Source organism: Corallococcus terminator (genome assembly GCF_049194865.1).
GTDB lineage: Bacteria > Myxococcota > Myxococcia > Myxococcales > Myxococcaceae > Myxococcus > Myxococcus terminator_A.
On the sequence record NZ_JBLZWL010000123.1, the window covers coordinates 143,183 to 157,051 of the forward strand.

A 13,869-nucleotide genomic window follows, 5' to 3' on the forward strand; every position below is an offset into this window, starting at 1 on the left:
CTCGCGCTGAATCCTGACGCCACACTACAGGGGGCCGCGCGAGGTTTTTGAAAAGAATGCCTGCTCACCCGGTGCACGGATGAGCAGGCGTTGGGGACCTCAGGCGCGCTCCACCTTCAGGCGCGCGGGCAGTCCATTGAGCTGGACTTCCTCCTCCTGCCCGGTGAGGCCCTCTGGACCCACTTGGACGGAGACGGCCAGCGTCTCCCGGGCAATCAGCTCCCGGCCCTCTTCCGTGACGCGCTTCACCCGCGCGTCGCCGTCCACCCAGAGGCGGATGCGGTCCGTGTAGCCCAGCTCCATGTCCTTGCGAGCACCCTGCACCCGCGCCAGCAGCTCGCGCACCAGGCCCTCGTCGACGAGCGCCTCCGTCAGCTCGGTGTGGAGCACCACCACGCCCGCGCCCGTGCCCGCCGCCGCGTAGCCGGGGTTGGCCTCCACCAGCGTCTCCAGGTCGTCACCGGAGAACACCAGCGTCTCGCCCGCGAGGGTGATGGCCACCTGGCCCGTCTGGAGCAGCTCCCGGTGCAGGGCGCGGCCGTCGCCGGTGTCGAACGCCTTGCGCACCGGCGCCAGCTTGGGGCCGAGCCGGCCGCCCACCGCGCGCAGGTTGGGGCGCACGCGGAAGCGCACCACGTCCGCGTCCGGGCTGCCCGGCTCCACGAAGCGCACCTCGTGCACGTTCAGCTCCTCGGCGAGCAGGTCCTTGTACACGGCCAGCCGGTCCGTCATCTCCTTGCGCGCGAGGATGATGTCCGCGCGGGACAAGGGCTGGCGCACCTTGAGCTTGTTGTCCGTGCGCACCTTGAGCCCGGGAGACACCAGCTCGCGCAGGGCGGCCATGTCCACCGCCAGCTCCTCGTCGATGAGGCTGACGTCGGCGCGAGGGAAGGAGGCCAGGTGCACGCTCTCCGGCTGCGTCTGGGGCCAGGCCTTGCGCACCAGGTTGCCCCACATCTCGTCGGCGAAGAACGGGACGAAGGGCGCGGCCATCGCGGTGATGGTGGTGAGCGCCTCGTAGAGCGTGAAGTACGCGTCGTACTTGTCCTGCTCGAAGCCCGGCTTCCAGAAGCGCTCGCGGCTGCGGCGCAGGTACCAGTTGGACAGCGCGTCCACCAGCGCCACCATCCGCTGGGCCGCATCGTACACCTGATAGGTGTCCAGCGCCTTCTCCACGTGGCGCAGCGCGAGCTGCACCTCGGACAGAATCCAGCGGTCCAGCATCGGCCGGGCCTTCACCTCGCGCCAGCCCTGGCTCTTGCGCACGGCCTCCCAGGGGGCCTCGCTCGCGTCCGGGTTGCCCCGCGCGGGGTTGAAGCCGTCGATGTTCGCGTAGATGGTGAAGAACGAGTAGACGTTGCGCAGCTTGACCTGGAAGTCCTTCTGCGAAAGCCGCACGTTCGCCAGCGAGTGGCGCGTGTTGGACCAGGTGGGGCTCGCCGCGTAGAAGAACCAGCGGAACGCATCCGCGCCCGGGGCCTTGGCGGCGGGGTCCTTCACCGTCACGCGCTCGGACGGCGCCAGTCGAGGCACCTCCACCGGCATGACGCCCGCGCCCTTCGCGGACGGCGCCACGCCGAGTGTCTGGAGCTCCGCGGGCGCCAGCAGCACCACGCGGCGCTTGAGCTTCTTGTGCGCCTTCACCGTCGCGGTGACGAAGACCTCCGGTCGGTCCGGACGGAACAACCGCACCGTGGCGCCTTCCTGCAGGTCCAGGCCCTCCAGGTCCTCGCGGGCGATGAGCGCCACGCCCGCCTCGGCCGGCGCGCCCGCCTCCGTGGCGGACAGCACCGCGAAGTCCATGCGCACTTCGTCGAGGATGATTTCGGGCGGCGTGTAGTTGCCCTTGGACTTGGACTCCTTGCGGCCCTCCTTGTCGGAGACGTGGCCCAGGACGATGCAGCTCTTGTACGGGTGCGGCCACTCGCGCTGGGGCGTCAATCCCAGCCGGGCCTGCGTCTCCTCGTCGAAGACGAGCGTGCTCACCATCAAGAGCGAGTAGAACCAGCCACGCGTCTGGTCGATGGCCTCGGAGATGAAGTCGGCGGGGAAGGCGCGGTTGAACAGCTCATGCGAGCCGGGCGCGTGAGGGAAGCCCCACTGCGCGAAGGGCATGCAGCCGGAGTCGAACCACACGTCCACCACTTCGGGCACGCGGTTGAAGCGGCCCGGGGAGCCCGGCTTCTCGTACGTCACCTTGTCAATCCAGGGCTTGTGGACGATGAGGTGCTTCGCGTTGGACTCGTGGGGCTTGCCCTTGAGGAACACCGCGAGCTCCGCCTCCACGGCGGCCAGGTTGCTGCCGGGCTTGTCACGCAGGGCCTGGAGTGAAGGCACGGCCTCCACTTCGCCCGTCTCGGAGTGGATCCACAACGGCAGCGCCGTGCCCCAGTAGCGCTCGCGCGACAGGGCCCAGTCCACGTTGTTGGCCAGGAAGTCGCCGAAGCGGCCTTCCTTGATGTGCTCGGGCACCCAGTTGACGGCCCGGTTGTTCTCGATGGCGCGGTCCTTCACCGCGGTGGTGCGGATGTACCAGGCGGGGCGCGCGTACTGGATGAGCGGGTCGTCATCCGCGCGCCAGCAGAAGGGGTACTCGTGCTTGTACTGCTCGGTGACGAGCAGGAGCCCGCGCTCCTTGAGGTTGCGCTGGATGTCCTTGTCCGCGTCCTTCACGAAGCGGCCGGCGACGAGGGGGACTTCCTCGGAGAAGGTGCCGTCCGGCTTGACGGCGCAGAACAGCTCCATCGCCTCCGGTTGGAGGAAGCGCGTGCGGTCCTTGCGGTAGGCGTCGTAGTCGTCCTCGCCGAAGGCGGGGGCGATGTGGACGATGCCGGTGCCCGTGTTGAGCGTGACGAAGTCCGCGCTCAGCACGCGCCAGGCGCGGGTGTCGTCGCCGCCGTCGCGCAGCTTCAGCCGCGTGTCGCCTTCGCGGGCGAAGTACGTGTCGAAGGGCGGCAGGTAGCGCTGGCCCACGAGGGCGCTGCCCTTCTGGGTGGCGAGGATGGGCAGGTCCTTCTTGAGCTTCTTGGCCAGCTCCTCGCGCAGCGCGGCGGCGATGATGAGCTTGCGGTCACCGGCGTCCACGGTGACGTAGTCCACGCTCGGGTTGACGGCCGCGTACATGTTGGACGGCAGCGTCCACGGGGTGGTCGTCCACACGAGCAGCGAGGTGTCGGGCGCGTCGCGCAGGGGGAAGGTGACGTAGACGCTGGGGTCGTCCACCGTCTTGTAGCCCAGGCCCACTTCGGCGGAGCTGAGCGCGGTGCCGCCCTGGGGCCACCACCACACCACCTTGTGGCCCTGATAGAGCAGGCCCTTCTTGTGCAGCTCGGCGAGCGCCCACCACACGCTCTCCACGAAGCCTCGGTGGTAGGTGACGTAGGCCTCGTTGAGGTCCACCCAGAAGCCGATGCGCTCGGTGAGGCGCTCCCACTCGCCGGTGTAGCGAAAGACGGACTCGATGCAGCGCTCGGTGAAGGGCTCGACGCCGTAGCGCTCGATTTCGGCCTTGCCGTGGATGCGCAGCTCCTTCTCCACCTCCACCTCCACGGGCAGGCCGTGGGTGTCCCAGCCGGCCTTGCGGGGGACGTAGTGGCCACGCATCGTCTGGTAGCGGGGGAACAGGTCCTTGATGACGCGGGTGAGGACGTGTCCGTTGTGGGGCAGGCCGTTGGCGGTGGGCGGGCCCTCGTAGAAGACGAAGCTCTTGGCGCCTTCGCGTGCCTGGAGTGAGCGCTCGAAGATGCGGCGGTCCTTCCAGAAGGCGAGGATGCGACGCTCCTCGGCCGGGAAGTCCATCTCCGCGGGCACGGCGTCGAACAGGGGGGCGGGCGCTGACTCAGGCATGGTGCGGTGCTTGATAGCACCGCGAGCCTGGGAGGGAAGGGCCCCGAGGGGGTGGGTGCTCAGTCCCAGGGGAAGTAGGGCTCCAGGGTGCCCTTCGAGGTCCACCAGGCGGGGAGCTTGGCTGTCAGGACGAGTCCCACCTCACGGCCATGCCGGGTGCGCCCGGGCATGCCGGGGCCGGTGCCGCCCGGCTCGGAGAGGGGGATGCCGAAGCGCAGGCCCACCGAGCCGAAGACGAACGTCACGAAGGGCGCCAGGTGCAGGCCGGTGGTGGGGAGGTGCTCGCGGGTGCCGGTCTCGTGCATCAGCCCGAGTTCGAGGCCTCCCAAGAAGAGAAAGCCCTGGATGCCCGCGTTGAGGCGGGCGTAGCCCTCCGTCATCCACTGGGCCTGGGCGAAGACGCCCAGGGCGGTGGTGTCGTCGAGGACGTTGAAGGTGGTCTCCATGCCCAGCCCCAGCTCCGTCTGTCCCGCGCGGCGCGACACGCTGAGCAGCGGGCCCACCGTGAGCCAGCGCTCGTTGTGCTGCATGTAGGGCTGAGCCCGCGCGGACAGGGGGACTCCGAGCAACACCAGGAGGAGGAGAGGGAGGCGCGGGGGCATGGGGGTGTGGAGTTGCAACGGGTGTACCTCGGAGGCTCAGCCTGGGGCAGGGATGGGCGAGGTGCAACGGATTGCACGGTGAGCAGCGGGTGGCACGGGTGCACAGCGGGTCACCATGGCCCGAGGGGTTGGGGCGACCCTGCTGTCAGCCTTGGGTGTCACCCTCGTTGTCGTGGCCCCAGTGTGCTCCGAGCCTGGGCTGCCTCGACGGAGAGCGTGCCGCATGAGACTGCCTTGCGTTGTTGTGCTGTTGCTCGTGTCGCTGCTGACGGGGTGTGCCACGGCGCGCGGTGTGCGCCTGGAGATAGAAGATGGCGAAGTCATCGCGTTCACCCCTCGCGCCGCGGACTCCGCGCCTGTCGCGTTGGATGAAGACGAGTTCAGGAGGGCCGTGGCGTCGGTGCGGCTAGGAGTCCGTCCTCCCGTGAATGCCCCGGAGGCCGCTCGCCGCCTCTTCGCCATGGAGGCGCGAGGAGGTGTGTACCGCTTCGATGTGAGCACCCGCCGCATGACGCCGCTGGAGTCAGGTGCTCACCTGGAGGTGGAACCCACGGAGGCGGAGCGGGCCGACCCCGCCAACATCGTGCGCGTGAGCGGGCACAAGGGGCCTCATCCCAAGGAGTACCACCAACCCGCGGAGCTCACGGAATTGGCTCGGCAGCTCCGCACGGACGGCTCTCGGTTGAACAAGCTTGTGACTCGACGAGAATGAAGCAAGGTTCATCATGATGCCCAAGAGCTACGTCCGGTTGACTGACGACGTTGCCGCGCCAGGGCGCTGGCACCTCCGGAGTCCCACTGATTCGACGGGACAGGATGTGGACCCCTGGTGCTTCACGAATGGGGCACCTGTTCCCGAGCCAGGTCGTCTGCGGCTCCCTGTGGCTCGCGCTGGAAAGGCGCTCGACTTCACCTTGACGGGCCTTGCCATTCCGGTGGTTCACGTTCGGGTCGCTGCTGTTTTCCTGGAGCATGCGCCTGGAGGCGTTCAGGTCTTCCCGGTGGAGATTCAGGGGCAGCCCGATCAGTACTGCATCCTGGTCGCCACCCAGACGATACGATGCATCGACGACAAGGCCTGCCGGGAGGTGGAGCCATGGCTTCCGGAAGATGGGCGACCTGAGAAGACCGGGGAGTATCGCGACGTGGATGGGCTGCGAATCGACGTCGCGAAGGTCGGCGATGCGCAGGTATTTCGTACCTGGGGGTGGACGGTCGCGCTCATCGTTTCCGATACGCTCAAGGAGGCGCTGGCGCGAGCAGGGACCACCGGAATGTCGTTCGTGGAAGTGTAGGGGCTGCGCACTCGGGCTCAGCGCGGTGCCCGGACGAAGAGTCGCCGCGCGGTGCGCAGCAGGAGGTCCTTGTAGCGTCGCTGCGCATAGCCGCGCTCGAGCGTCAGGTGCTCCCAGTTGCGTACCGACAGCAGCGTCCAGAGCAGGTCGGTGGCCTCGCCCGGTGTGAAGTCGGGTGAGAGGGTGCCATCGGCGCGGAGCGCCTCGACAGCGGCGGCGCAGCCTTCGCGCATGTCTTCCATTCGCTTGCGCCAGGCCTCGGCGGCCTCTTCGTCGGTGTCGCCCATGGCCATCAGCGCCTTGGCCACGCCACGAATCTCCGGAATGTAGTCGGCCCAGGCTCCGACATAGGCGTCCAGGCGCTCGACGCCGCTCCTGGCCGTGCGACTGGGGACAAGCCGCGCGCGCACGTCCTTCAACTCGTCCAGATAGAGCGTGGTGGCGATCAACAGCGCCGCCCGCGTGCCGAAATGCAGATAGACGGCCTGCCGGCTGAGCCCGGCCTCCCGCGCGATGTCACTCATCCGCACCGCCTGGCCCTTGCTGGTCTCCAACAGATGCAGAGCAGCCGCGAGGATGCGGGTCCGCGTCTCGGGCGATTCACTTGACATGATGTAAAGTCGCGAATAATCAATGCCGAGTCAATTGACACGGTGTCAAGCGAGGACGGCGATGCAGAACAGATGGACGAAGACGGTTCTCTTGGTCGCGGGCGTCATTGGGAGCCTGATTGGTGCGCCCCTGCTGTTCATCCCCAAGGTCTTCCATGGCTGGAGCGGCATCGACCTGGGCGGTCAGGTCAGCCTGCTGAGCGAGGTGCGCGCTCCGGGCGGGGCGTTGCTGGCCTGTGGACTGCTCATCATGGCCGGCGCGGTCTGGACTCGAATGACCTTCACCTCGCTGGTGGTGTCGACGACGCTCTACTTGTCCTATGGCGTGTCGCGAATCTTGAGCCTGGCCCTGGACGGCGCGCCCGCGCCCGAGCTGGTCGCGGCGATGGTCGCCGAGTTGGTGATCGGCGCCATCTGCGCGGCGCTGCTGCTCTCAGCTCCGGGACTTGCGACGCGGCAACAAGTCCCTCGGGACGCCTCACCTACGCTCGAGTAGAAGCCCGGCTCGGCACCGGGCGCTTCACGCGAACCGACCGTCGAGCTTCGTGAGCTGGCTCGTGAAGCCTTCGGTCTGCATCTTCGTGAACTCATCGCTGTGCATCGCGTCCGTCGTGACCACCATCCGAACGCTGTCGCCGTTCGGAAAGAAGCCCACGGCAATCCTGCTCTCGTAGGTCGCGACTCCCGGAATGAAGTCGATGACATTCGTGAGGACGAGCCGCGAGTGTGGCACCACCTCGGTGAAGCTGGAGCGGGTTGCGTGGGAAGTCGGCTGGCCCGCCGCCTTCATCGCCGCAATCATCTCCGGAGAGTCGGCGATCATCTCGTACCGAAGCGTCCCTCCAGCACGAGGGTCGAGTTCCTGGACCTCGGCGCGGAAGCCCTGTGGCCCCCACCACGACTCAAAGCCCTCTTTCGTGGTCCAGAGCTCCCAGATGTCCTGGATGCTCGCCCGGTACGTGCGCTCGATGACGACCTTCGCGCTACCGCGTGACGTGTTCTCGTGGCTCATTCCCGCGTACCTCTCTCTTTGACTCGACGAGTCTGTTGTTTCTTCTTCTCGAGCGCGGCTTCGAAGCGTTCGAGTCGCGCCTCCCACAACTGCCGGTACTGGGTCAGCCACCCGTCGAGCTCGCGGAAGGGCTCCGGCCTCAAGGCGTAGAGGCGACGTTGCCCATCCGGTCGCATCGAGACGAAGCCCGACTCGGAGAGGATGCGCAGATGCCGCGAGACACCGGACTGGTGGATTCCGGCCTTCTCGACGACGTCACTGACCTGCTGCTCGCCCTCGCGAAGGGTCTGGATGATGAGCCGGCGCGTTGGGTCCGCGAGCACCTGGAAGACGTCGGTCTGCATATTCGTGCATATACACACTGGTGCATATGTTCGTCAACCCAGTGCGTCCGGCACAGGCCGCGCGCAGCGAGGGCTCGTTCGCGAAGCATGCTGGCGGAGGAAGGCTCCACTGCCGCCAGCGCGGTCTTGCGTCACATCGTGGGCGCCGGACTCCTTCTGGTGCCATGACCGACCACGGACCCGACGCGAGCGCCTCGGAAGGAATCAGCGCTCCAGTCCCTGTCTTCCTGCAGCGCAAGCTCCATGACTTCGAAACGCGGATGCGGCGCTGGGAGTCTCCTCGACACATCCTCGACGGACTGACACCCGGGCCGGGGGCCATCCTGCTCAACGGCAACGACTATCTCTGCCTGGCGAAACACCCCCGGCTTGCCCAGGCCGCGATGGAGGCCCTCTCACGGGAAGGCCTGGGGGTGATGATGTCGAGCGTGTTCCAGCGAGGAGCACATCCGAGACATCTGCTGGAGCGGCGACTCGCCGCGCTGCTTCGCGCGGAGTCAGGCATCCTGTGCCAGTCCGGCTACAGCGCGAACGTGGGCCTGCTGGAGTGTCTGGCGGATGAGCAGGTGCCCGTCTACATCGACCGGATGGCGCACATGTCCCTCTGGAGGGGAATCCAGAGCGCGGGCGCCACCGCAGTGCCCTTTCGGCACAACAACGTCGATGACCTGCGGCGGCGCATCACTCGCATCGGGCCCGGCGTCATCGTGGTGGACTCGGTCTACAGCACGAATGGTTCCGTCTGCCCGCTCACGGACGTGGCGGAGCTCGCCTCGCGACACGGATGCGTGCTGCTGGTGGACGAGTCCCACTCCCTGGGCACGCACGGCCCCCGCGGCGCGGGACTGGTGGTGGAGCAGGGGTTGCTGGAGCACGTTCACTTCCGGACCGCGAGCCTGTCCAAGGCCTTCGCTGGCCGGGCTGGCTTCATCGCCTGCATGAGCGGCTTCGAGCGCTACTTCGAGATGACCTCGGGCCCCGCCATCTTCAGTTCCACCGTGCTGCCCCACGACATCGCGGCGCTGCTGGCGGCGCTGGACCTCATCCGCGACGCGGACGCACGCCGTCTGCGACTGCACGCGAATGCCGCATACCTGCGCTGGCACCTGGAGGAGCTGGGCTATGACCTGGACGGCGGCGCGGCGCAGATTCTCGCCCTGCAATCCGGTCTGGAGGTGCAAACGTTGCTCCTCAAGGACGCGCTGGAGGCGCGCGGCATCTTCGGCTCGGTGTTCTGCGACCCGGCCACGCCCGTGAGGCACTCGCTCGTGCGCCTCTCCGTCCACAGCGAGCTGACGCGAGAGGACCTGGACCACGTCGTCGACGCGTGCCGGGAACTCCGTGACGAGGTGGGCCTGTCGAGCTGGGCCTCCACGCGTCGCCACGAGGCGCGGCACCCATCGGCCTGAAACGCCTCGCCGTGAACAGCCGCGCTTCGGCGAGCGCCGTCGAGGCCGCCTGCGCTAGGTTGGGCGCGAATGGGAACCAAGGAGCAGGACGCCCGGGAGCGCATCCTCCGGGCGACCATCATCTGCCTCGAACGGGATGGCCTGGACGCCACGGGCATCCGGGAGATTGCCCGCGAGGCGCAGGTGAACAGCGCGGCCATCAGCTACTATTTCCGTAGCAAGGAGCGGCTGCTGGCCCAGGCGCTCGAGGCGACGCTGGAGCAGGCCTTCGGGCATGTGCTGGTGGACTTCGAGCGGCTGCGCGCCGAAGGCCTGGGCATCCGCGAGGCGTTCGAGACGCTGTTGGAGGATGTCATCGGCAACGTGGGACGCTACCCGCGCATCGCCCATGCGCACCTGCACGACGCGCTCGTGCATCAGCGCTACGACGGCGCGGCCATCCGGGAGCTCAACGCGTTCCTGGAGGCGTTGTCGGGCAAGCTCGCGCCGGACACCGCGCACCTGACGGAAGAGCGGCGCCGGATGGCCCTCACGCAAATCTGGTCCTCCGTGTCGCTGATGTCGATGATGCCGCGCGTGTTCGACCAGCTCATCCTCCTGGACTTCCGCACGCTGGAGACGCGGCGCGCGTGGGTGAAGCAGTCCTCGCGGCTGCTCTTCCCCGCCTGAGTGCCTGCGGCGCGGAGCGTCAACTCCAGTGCAGTGGATGATTTCCCATCCACCTGGAGGCGTCAGACTGGAAGTCCTGATGACTGTTCATCCGTGGGCTGTCTAGCTCCGCGTGGGAATTGATGTTCCGGCTGGTCCGACACTTCTCGAAAGTAGCGATTTCCCTCGTCACGGCTCGCGGGCTCGACTGAGCGGGTGCTCCCAGGGGGGAGTGTCTGTCATTCGTGACTCGCGGGAGGACCGCATGCGTCTTGTGTCGAAGTGGCTAGCCTGCCTCGTGCTGTGTAGCAGCGCGCTGGCATGGGCACTCCAGCCCTCACAATCGAGCTCGTTGGCGAGCCAGGCGTTCTTCAAGCCCGAGCTGTACCTGCCTGTCTCCAATGTCTCCTTGGAGGATGCACGCTCGAAGCTGAAGGGCGCGGGGCCGGGCGTCTGGGAGGACTTCTTCGCGCGCAACGGGCGCGACTTCCATGTGTACCTGGACCCGCTCACGGGCTCGCCCACCGCCATCCAGGGCGCCATTCCGCTCATCCCCGGCAAGGGCGTGGGCAACACGGTGAGCCTGTCCACGCTGCAGCAGCAGCTCGGCCGCTCCACGGGAGAGGTGGACGCCGCGGTCGTCGCGGACGTGCTCTTCAAGTTCCTCCAGGACAACCAGGCCGCGCTGGGCGTGGACCTGCTGCAACTGGGCGGGCCCCGCGTCACGAAGGTGACCGACGTGCTCTGGCATGTGCGGGTGCCGCAGGAGGTGGAGGGCATCCCCGTGCGCCATGGCCAGCTCGTGGCCACCATCAATCACGGCAACCTGGTGCTGCTGGGCACCGAGGCGTGGAGCAACGTCACCGCGTCCACGCGGCCCACGCTGAGCCCCGAGCAGGCGCTGACGGCGGGCGGTGAGCGCTTCGGCCTGCTGGAGACGCCGGGCTCGCTGTGGCAGCCGCCCACGCTGGAAATCGCACCGATGGCGCGCGCGGAGGCGGGCTTCGGTGAGGGCTACCGCCACCAGCTCGTCTGGACGTATGGCTTCCAGAACCCCGGGGAGACGGAGCGCTGGAAGGTGACGGTGGACGCGCACTCCGGCGAGGTGCTGGCCCTGGAGGACGACAACCACTACCTGGACGCCACCATCAAGGGCGGCATCTACCCGCTGAGCAACACCGAAATCTGCCCGGCCAACACGACGTGCGGGACGATGCAGGTCGACTCGCCCATGCCCTGGGCGAACACGGGCCTGGCGGCGCCCAACAACTTCACGGACGGCGCCGGCGTCTTCAACTACAGCTCCGGCAACGTCACCACGACGCTGGCCGGCAAGTACGTGCGCGTCAGTGACACCTGCGGCTCGCCGAGCACCACCTCGGCCACCGGCAACATCCAGCTGGGTGGCACCAACGGCCAGCATGACTGCGCCACGGGCGGCGGCGGCGCGGGCAACACGCCGGCTTCGCGCTCGGCCTTCTACGAGCTGAACCGCATCGCGGAGCTGGGGCGCGGCTGGCTGCCGGGCAACACGTGGCTGCAGGGGCAGCTCACCGCCAACGTCAACATCAACAGCACGTGCAACGCCTTCTGGAACGGCTCCACCGTCAACTTCTACCGCAGCGGCGGAGGCTGCCGGAACACGGGCGAAATCGCCGCCGTGTTCGACCACGAGTGGGGCCACGGCATGGACGACTTCGACTCCGGCGGCGCGCTCTCCAACTCCAGCGAGGCGTACGCGGACATCGCGTCCATCTACCGGTTGCAGGCCTCGTGCGTGGGCTATGGCTTCTTCGCGACCATGGACCTGGGCTGCGGCAAGACGCCGGACGGCACGGGCTACAACCAGAACGAGGCGCAGGCGGGCGGCACGTGGTGCAACGCGCGCTGCTCGGGCGTGCGCGACGCGGACTACCTGGCGCACGTCAACCAGACGCCGGCCACGCCGCAGAACTTCGTGTGCTCGCGCTGCTCCTCCGGCACGGGCCCCTGTGGTCGTCAGGTGCACTGCGCCGCCGCGCCGGTGCGTCAGGCCGCGTGGGACCTGGTCGCCCGCGACCTGCAGGCGCCGCCGTTCAACTACGACTCCAACACCGCCTTCATCATCGGCAACAAGATTTTCTACCAGGGCAGCGGCAACGTGGGCTCGTGGCACGCCTGCAACTGCTCGGCGGGCACGTCCGACGGTTGCGGCGCGAGCCATGGCTACATGCAGTGGCTGGCGGCGGATGACGACAACGGCAACCTGAACGACGGCACGCCGCACATGACGGCCATCCACGCGGCCTTCAACCGTCACGGCATCGCCTGCTCCACGCCCGCCCCCACCAACGGCGGCTGCGCGACGGGCCCGAAGACGGCGCCCACCGCGACGGCGAGCCCCAGCGACGGCCAGGTGGCGCTGAGCTGGAGCGCGGTGCCCAGCGCGAGCGAGTACTGGGTGATGAAGACGGACGGCTATGCCGGCTGTGACTTCGGCAAGGTGCGCGTCGCCACCGTCTCCGGCACCACGTACACGGACGCGGAGGTCGCCAACGGGCGGCAGTATTGCTACTCCGTCGTCCCCGCCAGCTCCACCGCCTGCTACGGCCCCGCCGCCGCGTGTGTCTGCGCGACGGCCGGCGGCCCCTGCACGCCTCCGGGCACCGCCACGCTCTCCACGCCCGCGGATGGCGCGGCGAACGTCGCGCTGGCCCCCGTGCTCGACTGGGCGGACGTGTCGGGCGCCACCACCTATGAAGTGCAGGTGGCGACGGACGCGGCGTTCGGCACCGTGGTGCGCTCGGCCACGGCGCTCACCAGCAGCACCTGGACGGTGTCTCCCGCGCTGACGGCCAACACGCCGTACTTCTGGCGCGTGCGCGCGGTGAGCGGCTGCGGCACCAGCGCGTACAGCACCGCCTTCCGCTTCACCACGGCGGACACCACCTGCCAGCCCGCCGCGGCCCCCACGCTGTCCACCCCGGCGGACGGGGCGACGAATGTCGCGCTGGCCCCGGCGCTCGACTGGGGCGACGTCACGGGCGCCACCGCGTACGAGGTGCAGGTGGCCACGGACACGGGCTTCTCCAACGTGGTGCGCTCGGCCAACGCGCTCTCCAGCAGCGCGTGGACGGTGTCCTCCACGCTGACGGCCAACACGCGGTACTACTGGCGGGCCCGCGCGGTGGATGCCTGCGGCGCCGGCAACTACAGCTCGGGCTTCAACTTCACCACCCAGGCGGGCGGTGGCACCTGCACGTCTCCGGCGGTGGCCACGTATGACGCCACGCTCCGCACGCCTGTCTGCGGGAATGGCTGCGGCTGCGACACCGGCACGCTCGTCAACAGCCGGGGCAGCCAGTTCCTGGCGGCGGAGCCCAACACGCCCAACACGCTCGACGGCTGCCCGGATGGCCCCTTCGGCTTCTTCCACTACGACGAGAGCATCGACCGCGTCGTGCTCAAGAGCGTGGACGGGGGGCCCATCACCCCGGGCAAGCAGGTCAAGGTGGACGTGACGGTGTGGTGCTACGACGCCACGGACCGGCTGAACCTGTACTACGCCCCCGCCGTGTCCGGCTTCCCCACATGGACCTCGCTTGCCTCCGGCCTGACGTGCACGGGCAGCGGCGCGCGGACCTTCAGCCACACCTTCACGGTGGGCGGAAACGTGGGCCAGCATGTCGTCCGGGCGCAGTTCGTGGAAGCCTCCAGCCCGGCGTCGAGCTGCACCTTCGGCCTCTACGACGACAATGACGACGTCGTCTTCGGCGTGGCGGCGTCCGTCGCGTCCGGCCCGGTCCGGCCTCAACCCACCCAGGGACGCACGCGCGCCGCGCGCTAATCCCTACCGTCCAGGCCGCCAGCCCTGTCGCGCCGCATGCGTCAGGGCTGGCGGTGTCGTCCTTTCCCACCCAGCCCTCCAGGGTCATGCCCTCCAGGGCGACGCCGCCAACGTCTGAAGTCAGGTCATGGCGAGCCGCGTCAGGCTTTGTGTGGTGCGGGTACAGCATCTGTGTTCATTTGAATGCATGGCGGTATGCGGGGTGTGGCTGATTCGTTCCTGGGTCCAGGTAGAATTTCACTTTGCAGGCAATTCACTTCCTGCTGACCAGGAGCG

At 68.2% G+C, this 13,869-nt stretch carries 11 protein-coding genes; 6 read left to right on the top strand and 5 right to left on the bottom strand.

The window, feature by feature from the left end:
• Positions 1-99: 99 nt before the first annotated feature.
• Complete coding sequence (gene ileS, locus ACN469_RS36695; RefSeq protein WP_498775881.1) at positions 100-3,846, bottom strand: isoleucine--tRNA ligase; 3,747 nt, start codon at positions 3,844-3,846, stop codon at positions 100-102.
• 59 nt (positions 3,847-3,905) lie between these two features.
• Positions 3,906-4,448 (bottom strand): hypothetical protein, encoded by a 543-nt coding sequence (locus tag ACN469_RS36700; RefSeq protein ID WP_498775883.1) that lies wholly within the window; start codon positions 4,446-4,448, stop codon positions 3,906-3,908.
• 223 nt (positions 4,449-4,671) lie between these two features.
• Here ACN469_RS36700 and ACN469_RS36705 point away from each other — a divergent pair, with 223 nt between their 5' ends.
• Both ACN469_RS36705 and ACN469_RS36710 read left to right on the top strand, forming a co-directional pair.
• On the top strand, positions 4,672-5,160 hold the full coding sequence (locus ACN469_RS36705) for a hypothetical protein (RefSeq protein ID WP_498775885.1): 489 nt from the start codon (positions 4,672-4,674) through the stop codon (positions 5,158-5,160).
• Between the two features lie 13 nt (positions 5,161-5,173).
• On the top strand, positions 5,174-5,743 hold the full coding sequence (locus ACN469_RS36710) for an imm11 family protein (RefSeq protein WP_498775887.1): 570 nt from the start codon (positions 5,174-5,176) through the stop codon (positions 5,741-5,743).
• Positions 5,744-5,760: 17 nt separating this feature from the next.
• Here the strand turns inward: ACN469_RS36710 and ACN469_RS36715 are convergent, their stop codons facing one another.
• On the bottom strand, positions 5,761-6,354 hold the full coding sequence (locus tag ACN469_RS36715) for a TetR/AcrR family transcriptional regulator (RefSeq protein WP_498775889.1): 594 nt from the start codon (positions 6,352-6,354) through the stop codon (positions 5,761-5,763).
• A gap of 61 nt (positions 6,355-6,415) precedes the next feature.
• On the opposite strand from ACN469_RS36715, the gene ACN469_RS36720 reads away from it, so the two are divergent.
• The gene (locus ACN469_RS36720; protein ID WP_498775891.1) at positions 6,416-6,850 is read left to right on the top strand and encodes a DUF4345 domain-containing protein; all 435 of its coding nucleotides are present in this window, start codon (positions 6,416-6,418) and stop codon (positions 6,848-6,850) included.
• Between the two features lie 24 nt (positions 6,851-6,874).
• On the opposite strand, the gene ACN469_RS36725 is transcribed toward ACN469_RS36720, so the two are convergent.
• On the bottom strand, positions 6,875-7,366 hold the full coding sequence (locus tag ACN469_RS36725; RefSeq protein ID WP_498775893.1) for an SRPBCC family protein: 492 nt from the start codon (positions 7,364-7,366) through the stop codon (positions 6,875-6,877).
• Positions 7,363-7,710: an ArsR/SmtB family transcription factor gene (locus ACN469_RS36730; protein WP_498775895.1), complete on the bottom strand. Its 348-nt coding sequence runs from the start codon at positions 7,708-7,710 to the stop codon at positions 7,363-7,365. Before ACN469_RS36730 ends, ACN469_RS36725 begins: the two co-directional genes overlap by 4 nt.
• A gap of 164 nt (positions 7,711-7,874) precedes the next feature.
• On the opposite strand from ACN469_RS36730, the gene cqsA reads away from it, so the two are divergent.
• The 3 genes from cqsA to ACN469_RS36745 all read left to right on the top strand — a co-directional run bounded on the left by cqsA (position 7,875) and on the right by ACN469_RS36745 (position 13,593).
• Positions 7,875-9,119, top strand: coding sequence for an alpha-hydroxyketone-type quorum-sensing autoinducer synthase (gene cqsA, locus ACN469_RS36735; RefSeq protein ID WP_498775896.1), 1,245 nt, complete (start codon positions 7,875-7,877; stop codon positions 9,117-9,119).
• Positions 9,120-9,188: 69 nt separating this feature from the next.
• Positions 9,189-9,788 carry a TetR/AcrR family transcriptional regulator gene (locus tag ACN469_RS36740; RefSeq protein WP_498775898.1) on the top strand — a complete coding sequence of 200 codons (600 nt, stop codon included), beginning with the start codon at positions 9,189-9,191 and terminating at the stop codon, positions 9,786-9,788.
• Between the two features lie 244 nt (positions 9,789-10,032).
• Positions 10,033-13,593: an endopeptidase gene (locus ACN469_RS36745; RefSeq protein WP_498775899.1), complete on the top strand. Its 3,561-nt coding sequence runs from the start codon at positions 10,033-10,035 to the stop codon at positions 13,591-13,593.
• The last annotated feature ends 276 nt before the right edge of the window (positions 13,594-13,869 follow it).

Bases quoted from the DNA above. Each gene is read 5' to 3' on its own strand.
- ACN469_RS36710 (WP_498775887.1), top strand. From the start codon at position 5,174: ATGATGCCCAAGAGCTACGTCCGGTTGACTGACGACGTTGCCGCGCCA.
- cqsA (WP_498775896.1), top strand. From the start codon at position 7,875: ATGACCGACCACGGACCCGACGCGAGCGCCTCGGAAGGAATCAGCGCT.
- ileS (WP_498775881.1), bottom strand. From the start codon at position 3,846: ATGCCTGAGTCAGCGCCCGCCCCCCTGTTCGACGCCGTGCCCGCGGAG.
- ACN469_RS36740 (WP_498775898.1), top strand. From the start codon at position 9,189: ATGGGAACCAAGGAGCAGGACGCCCGGGAGCGCATCCTCCGGGCGACC.
- ACN469_RS36720 (WP_498775891.1), top strand. From the start codon at position 6,416: ATGCAGAACAGATGGACGAAGACGGTTCTCTTGGTCGCGGGCGTCATT.
- ACN469_RS36730 (WP_498775895.1), bottom strand. From the start codon at position 7,710: ATGCAGACCGACGTCTTCCAGGTGCTCGCGGACCCAACGCGCCGGCTC.
- ACN469_RS36705 (WP_498775885.1), top strand. From the start codon at position 4,672: ATGAGACTGCCTTGCGTTGTTGTGCTGTTGCTCGTGTCGCTGCTGACG.
- ACN469_RS36745 (WP_498775899.1), top strand. From the start codon at position 10,033: ATGCGTCTTGTGTCGAAGTGGCTAGCCTGCCTCGTGCTGTGTAGCAGC.
- ACN469_RS36715 (WP_498775889.1), bottom strand. From the start codon at position 6,354: ATGTCAAGTGAATCGCCCGAGACGCGGACCCGCATCCTCGCGGCTGCT.
- ACN469_RS36725 (WP_498775893.1), bottom strand. From the start codon at position 7,366: ATGAGCCACGAGAACACGTCACGCGGTAGCGCGAAGGTCGTCATCGAG.
- ACN469_RS36700 (WP_498775883.1), bottom strand. From the start codon at position 4,448: ATGCCCCCGCGCCTCCCTCTCCTCCTCCTGGTGTTGCTCGGAGTCCCC.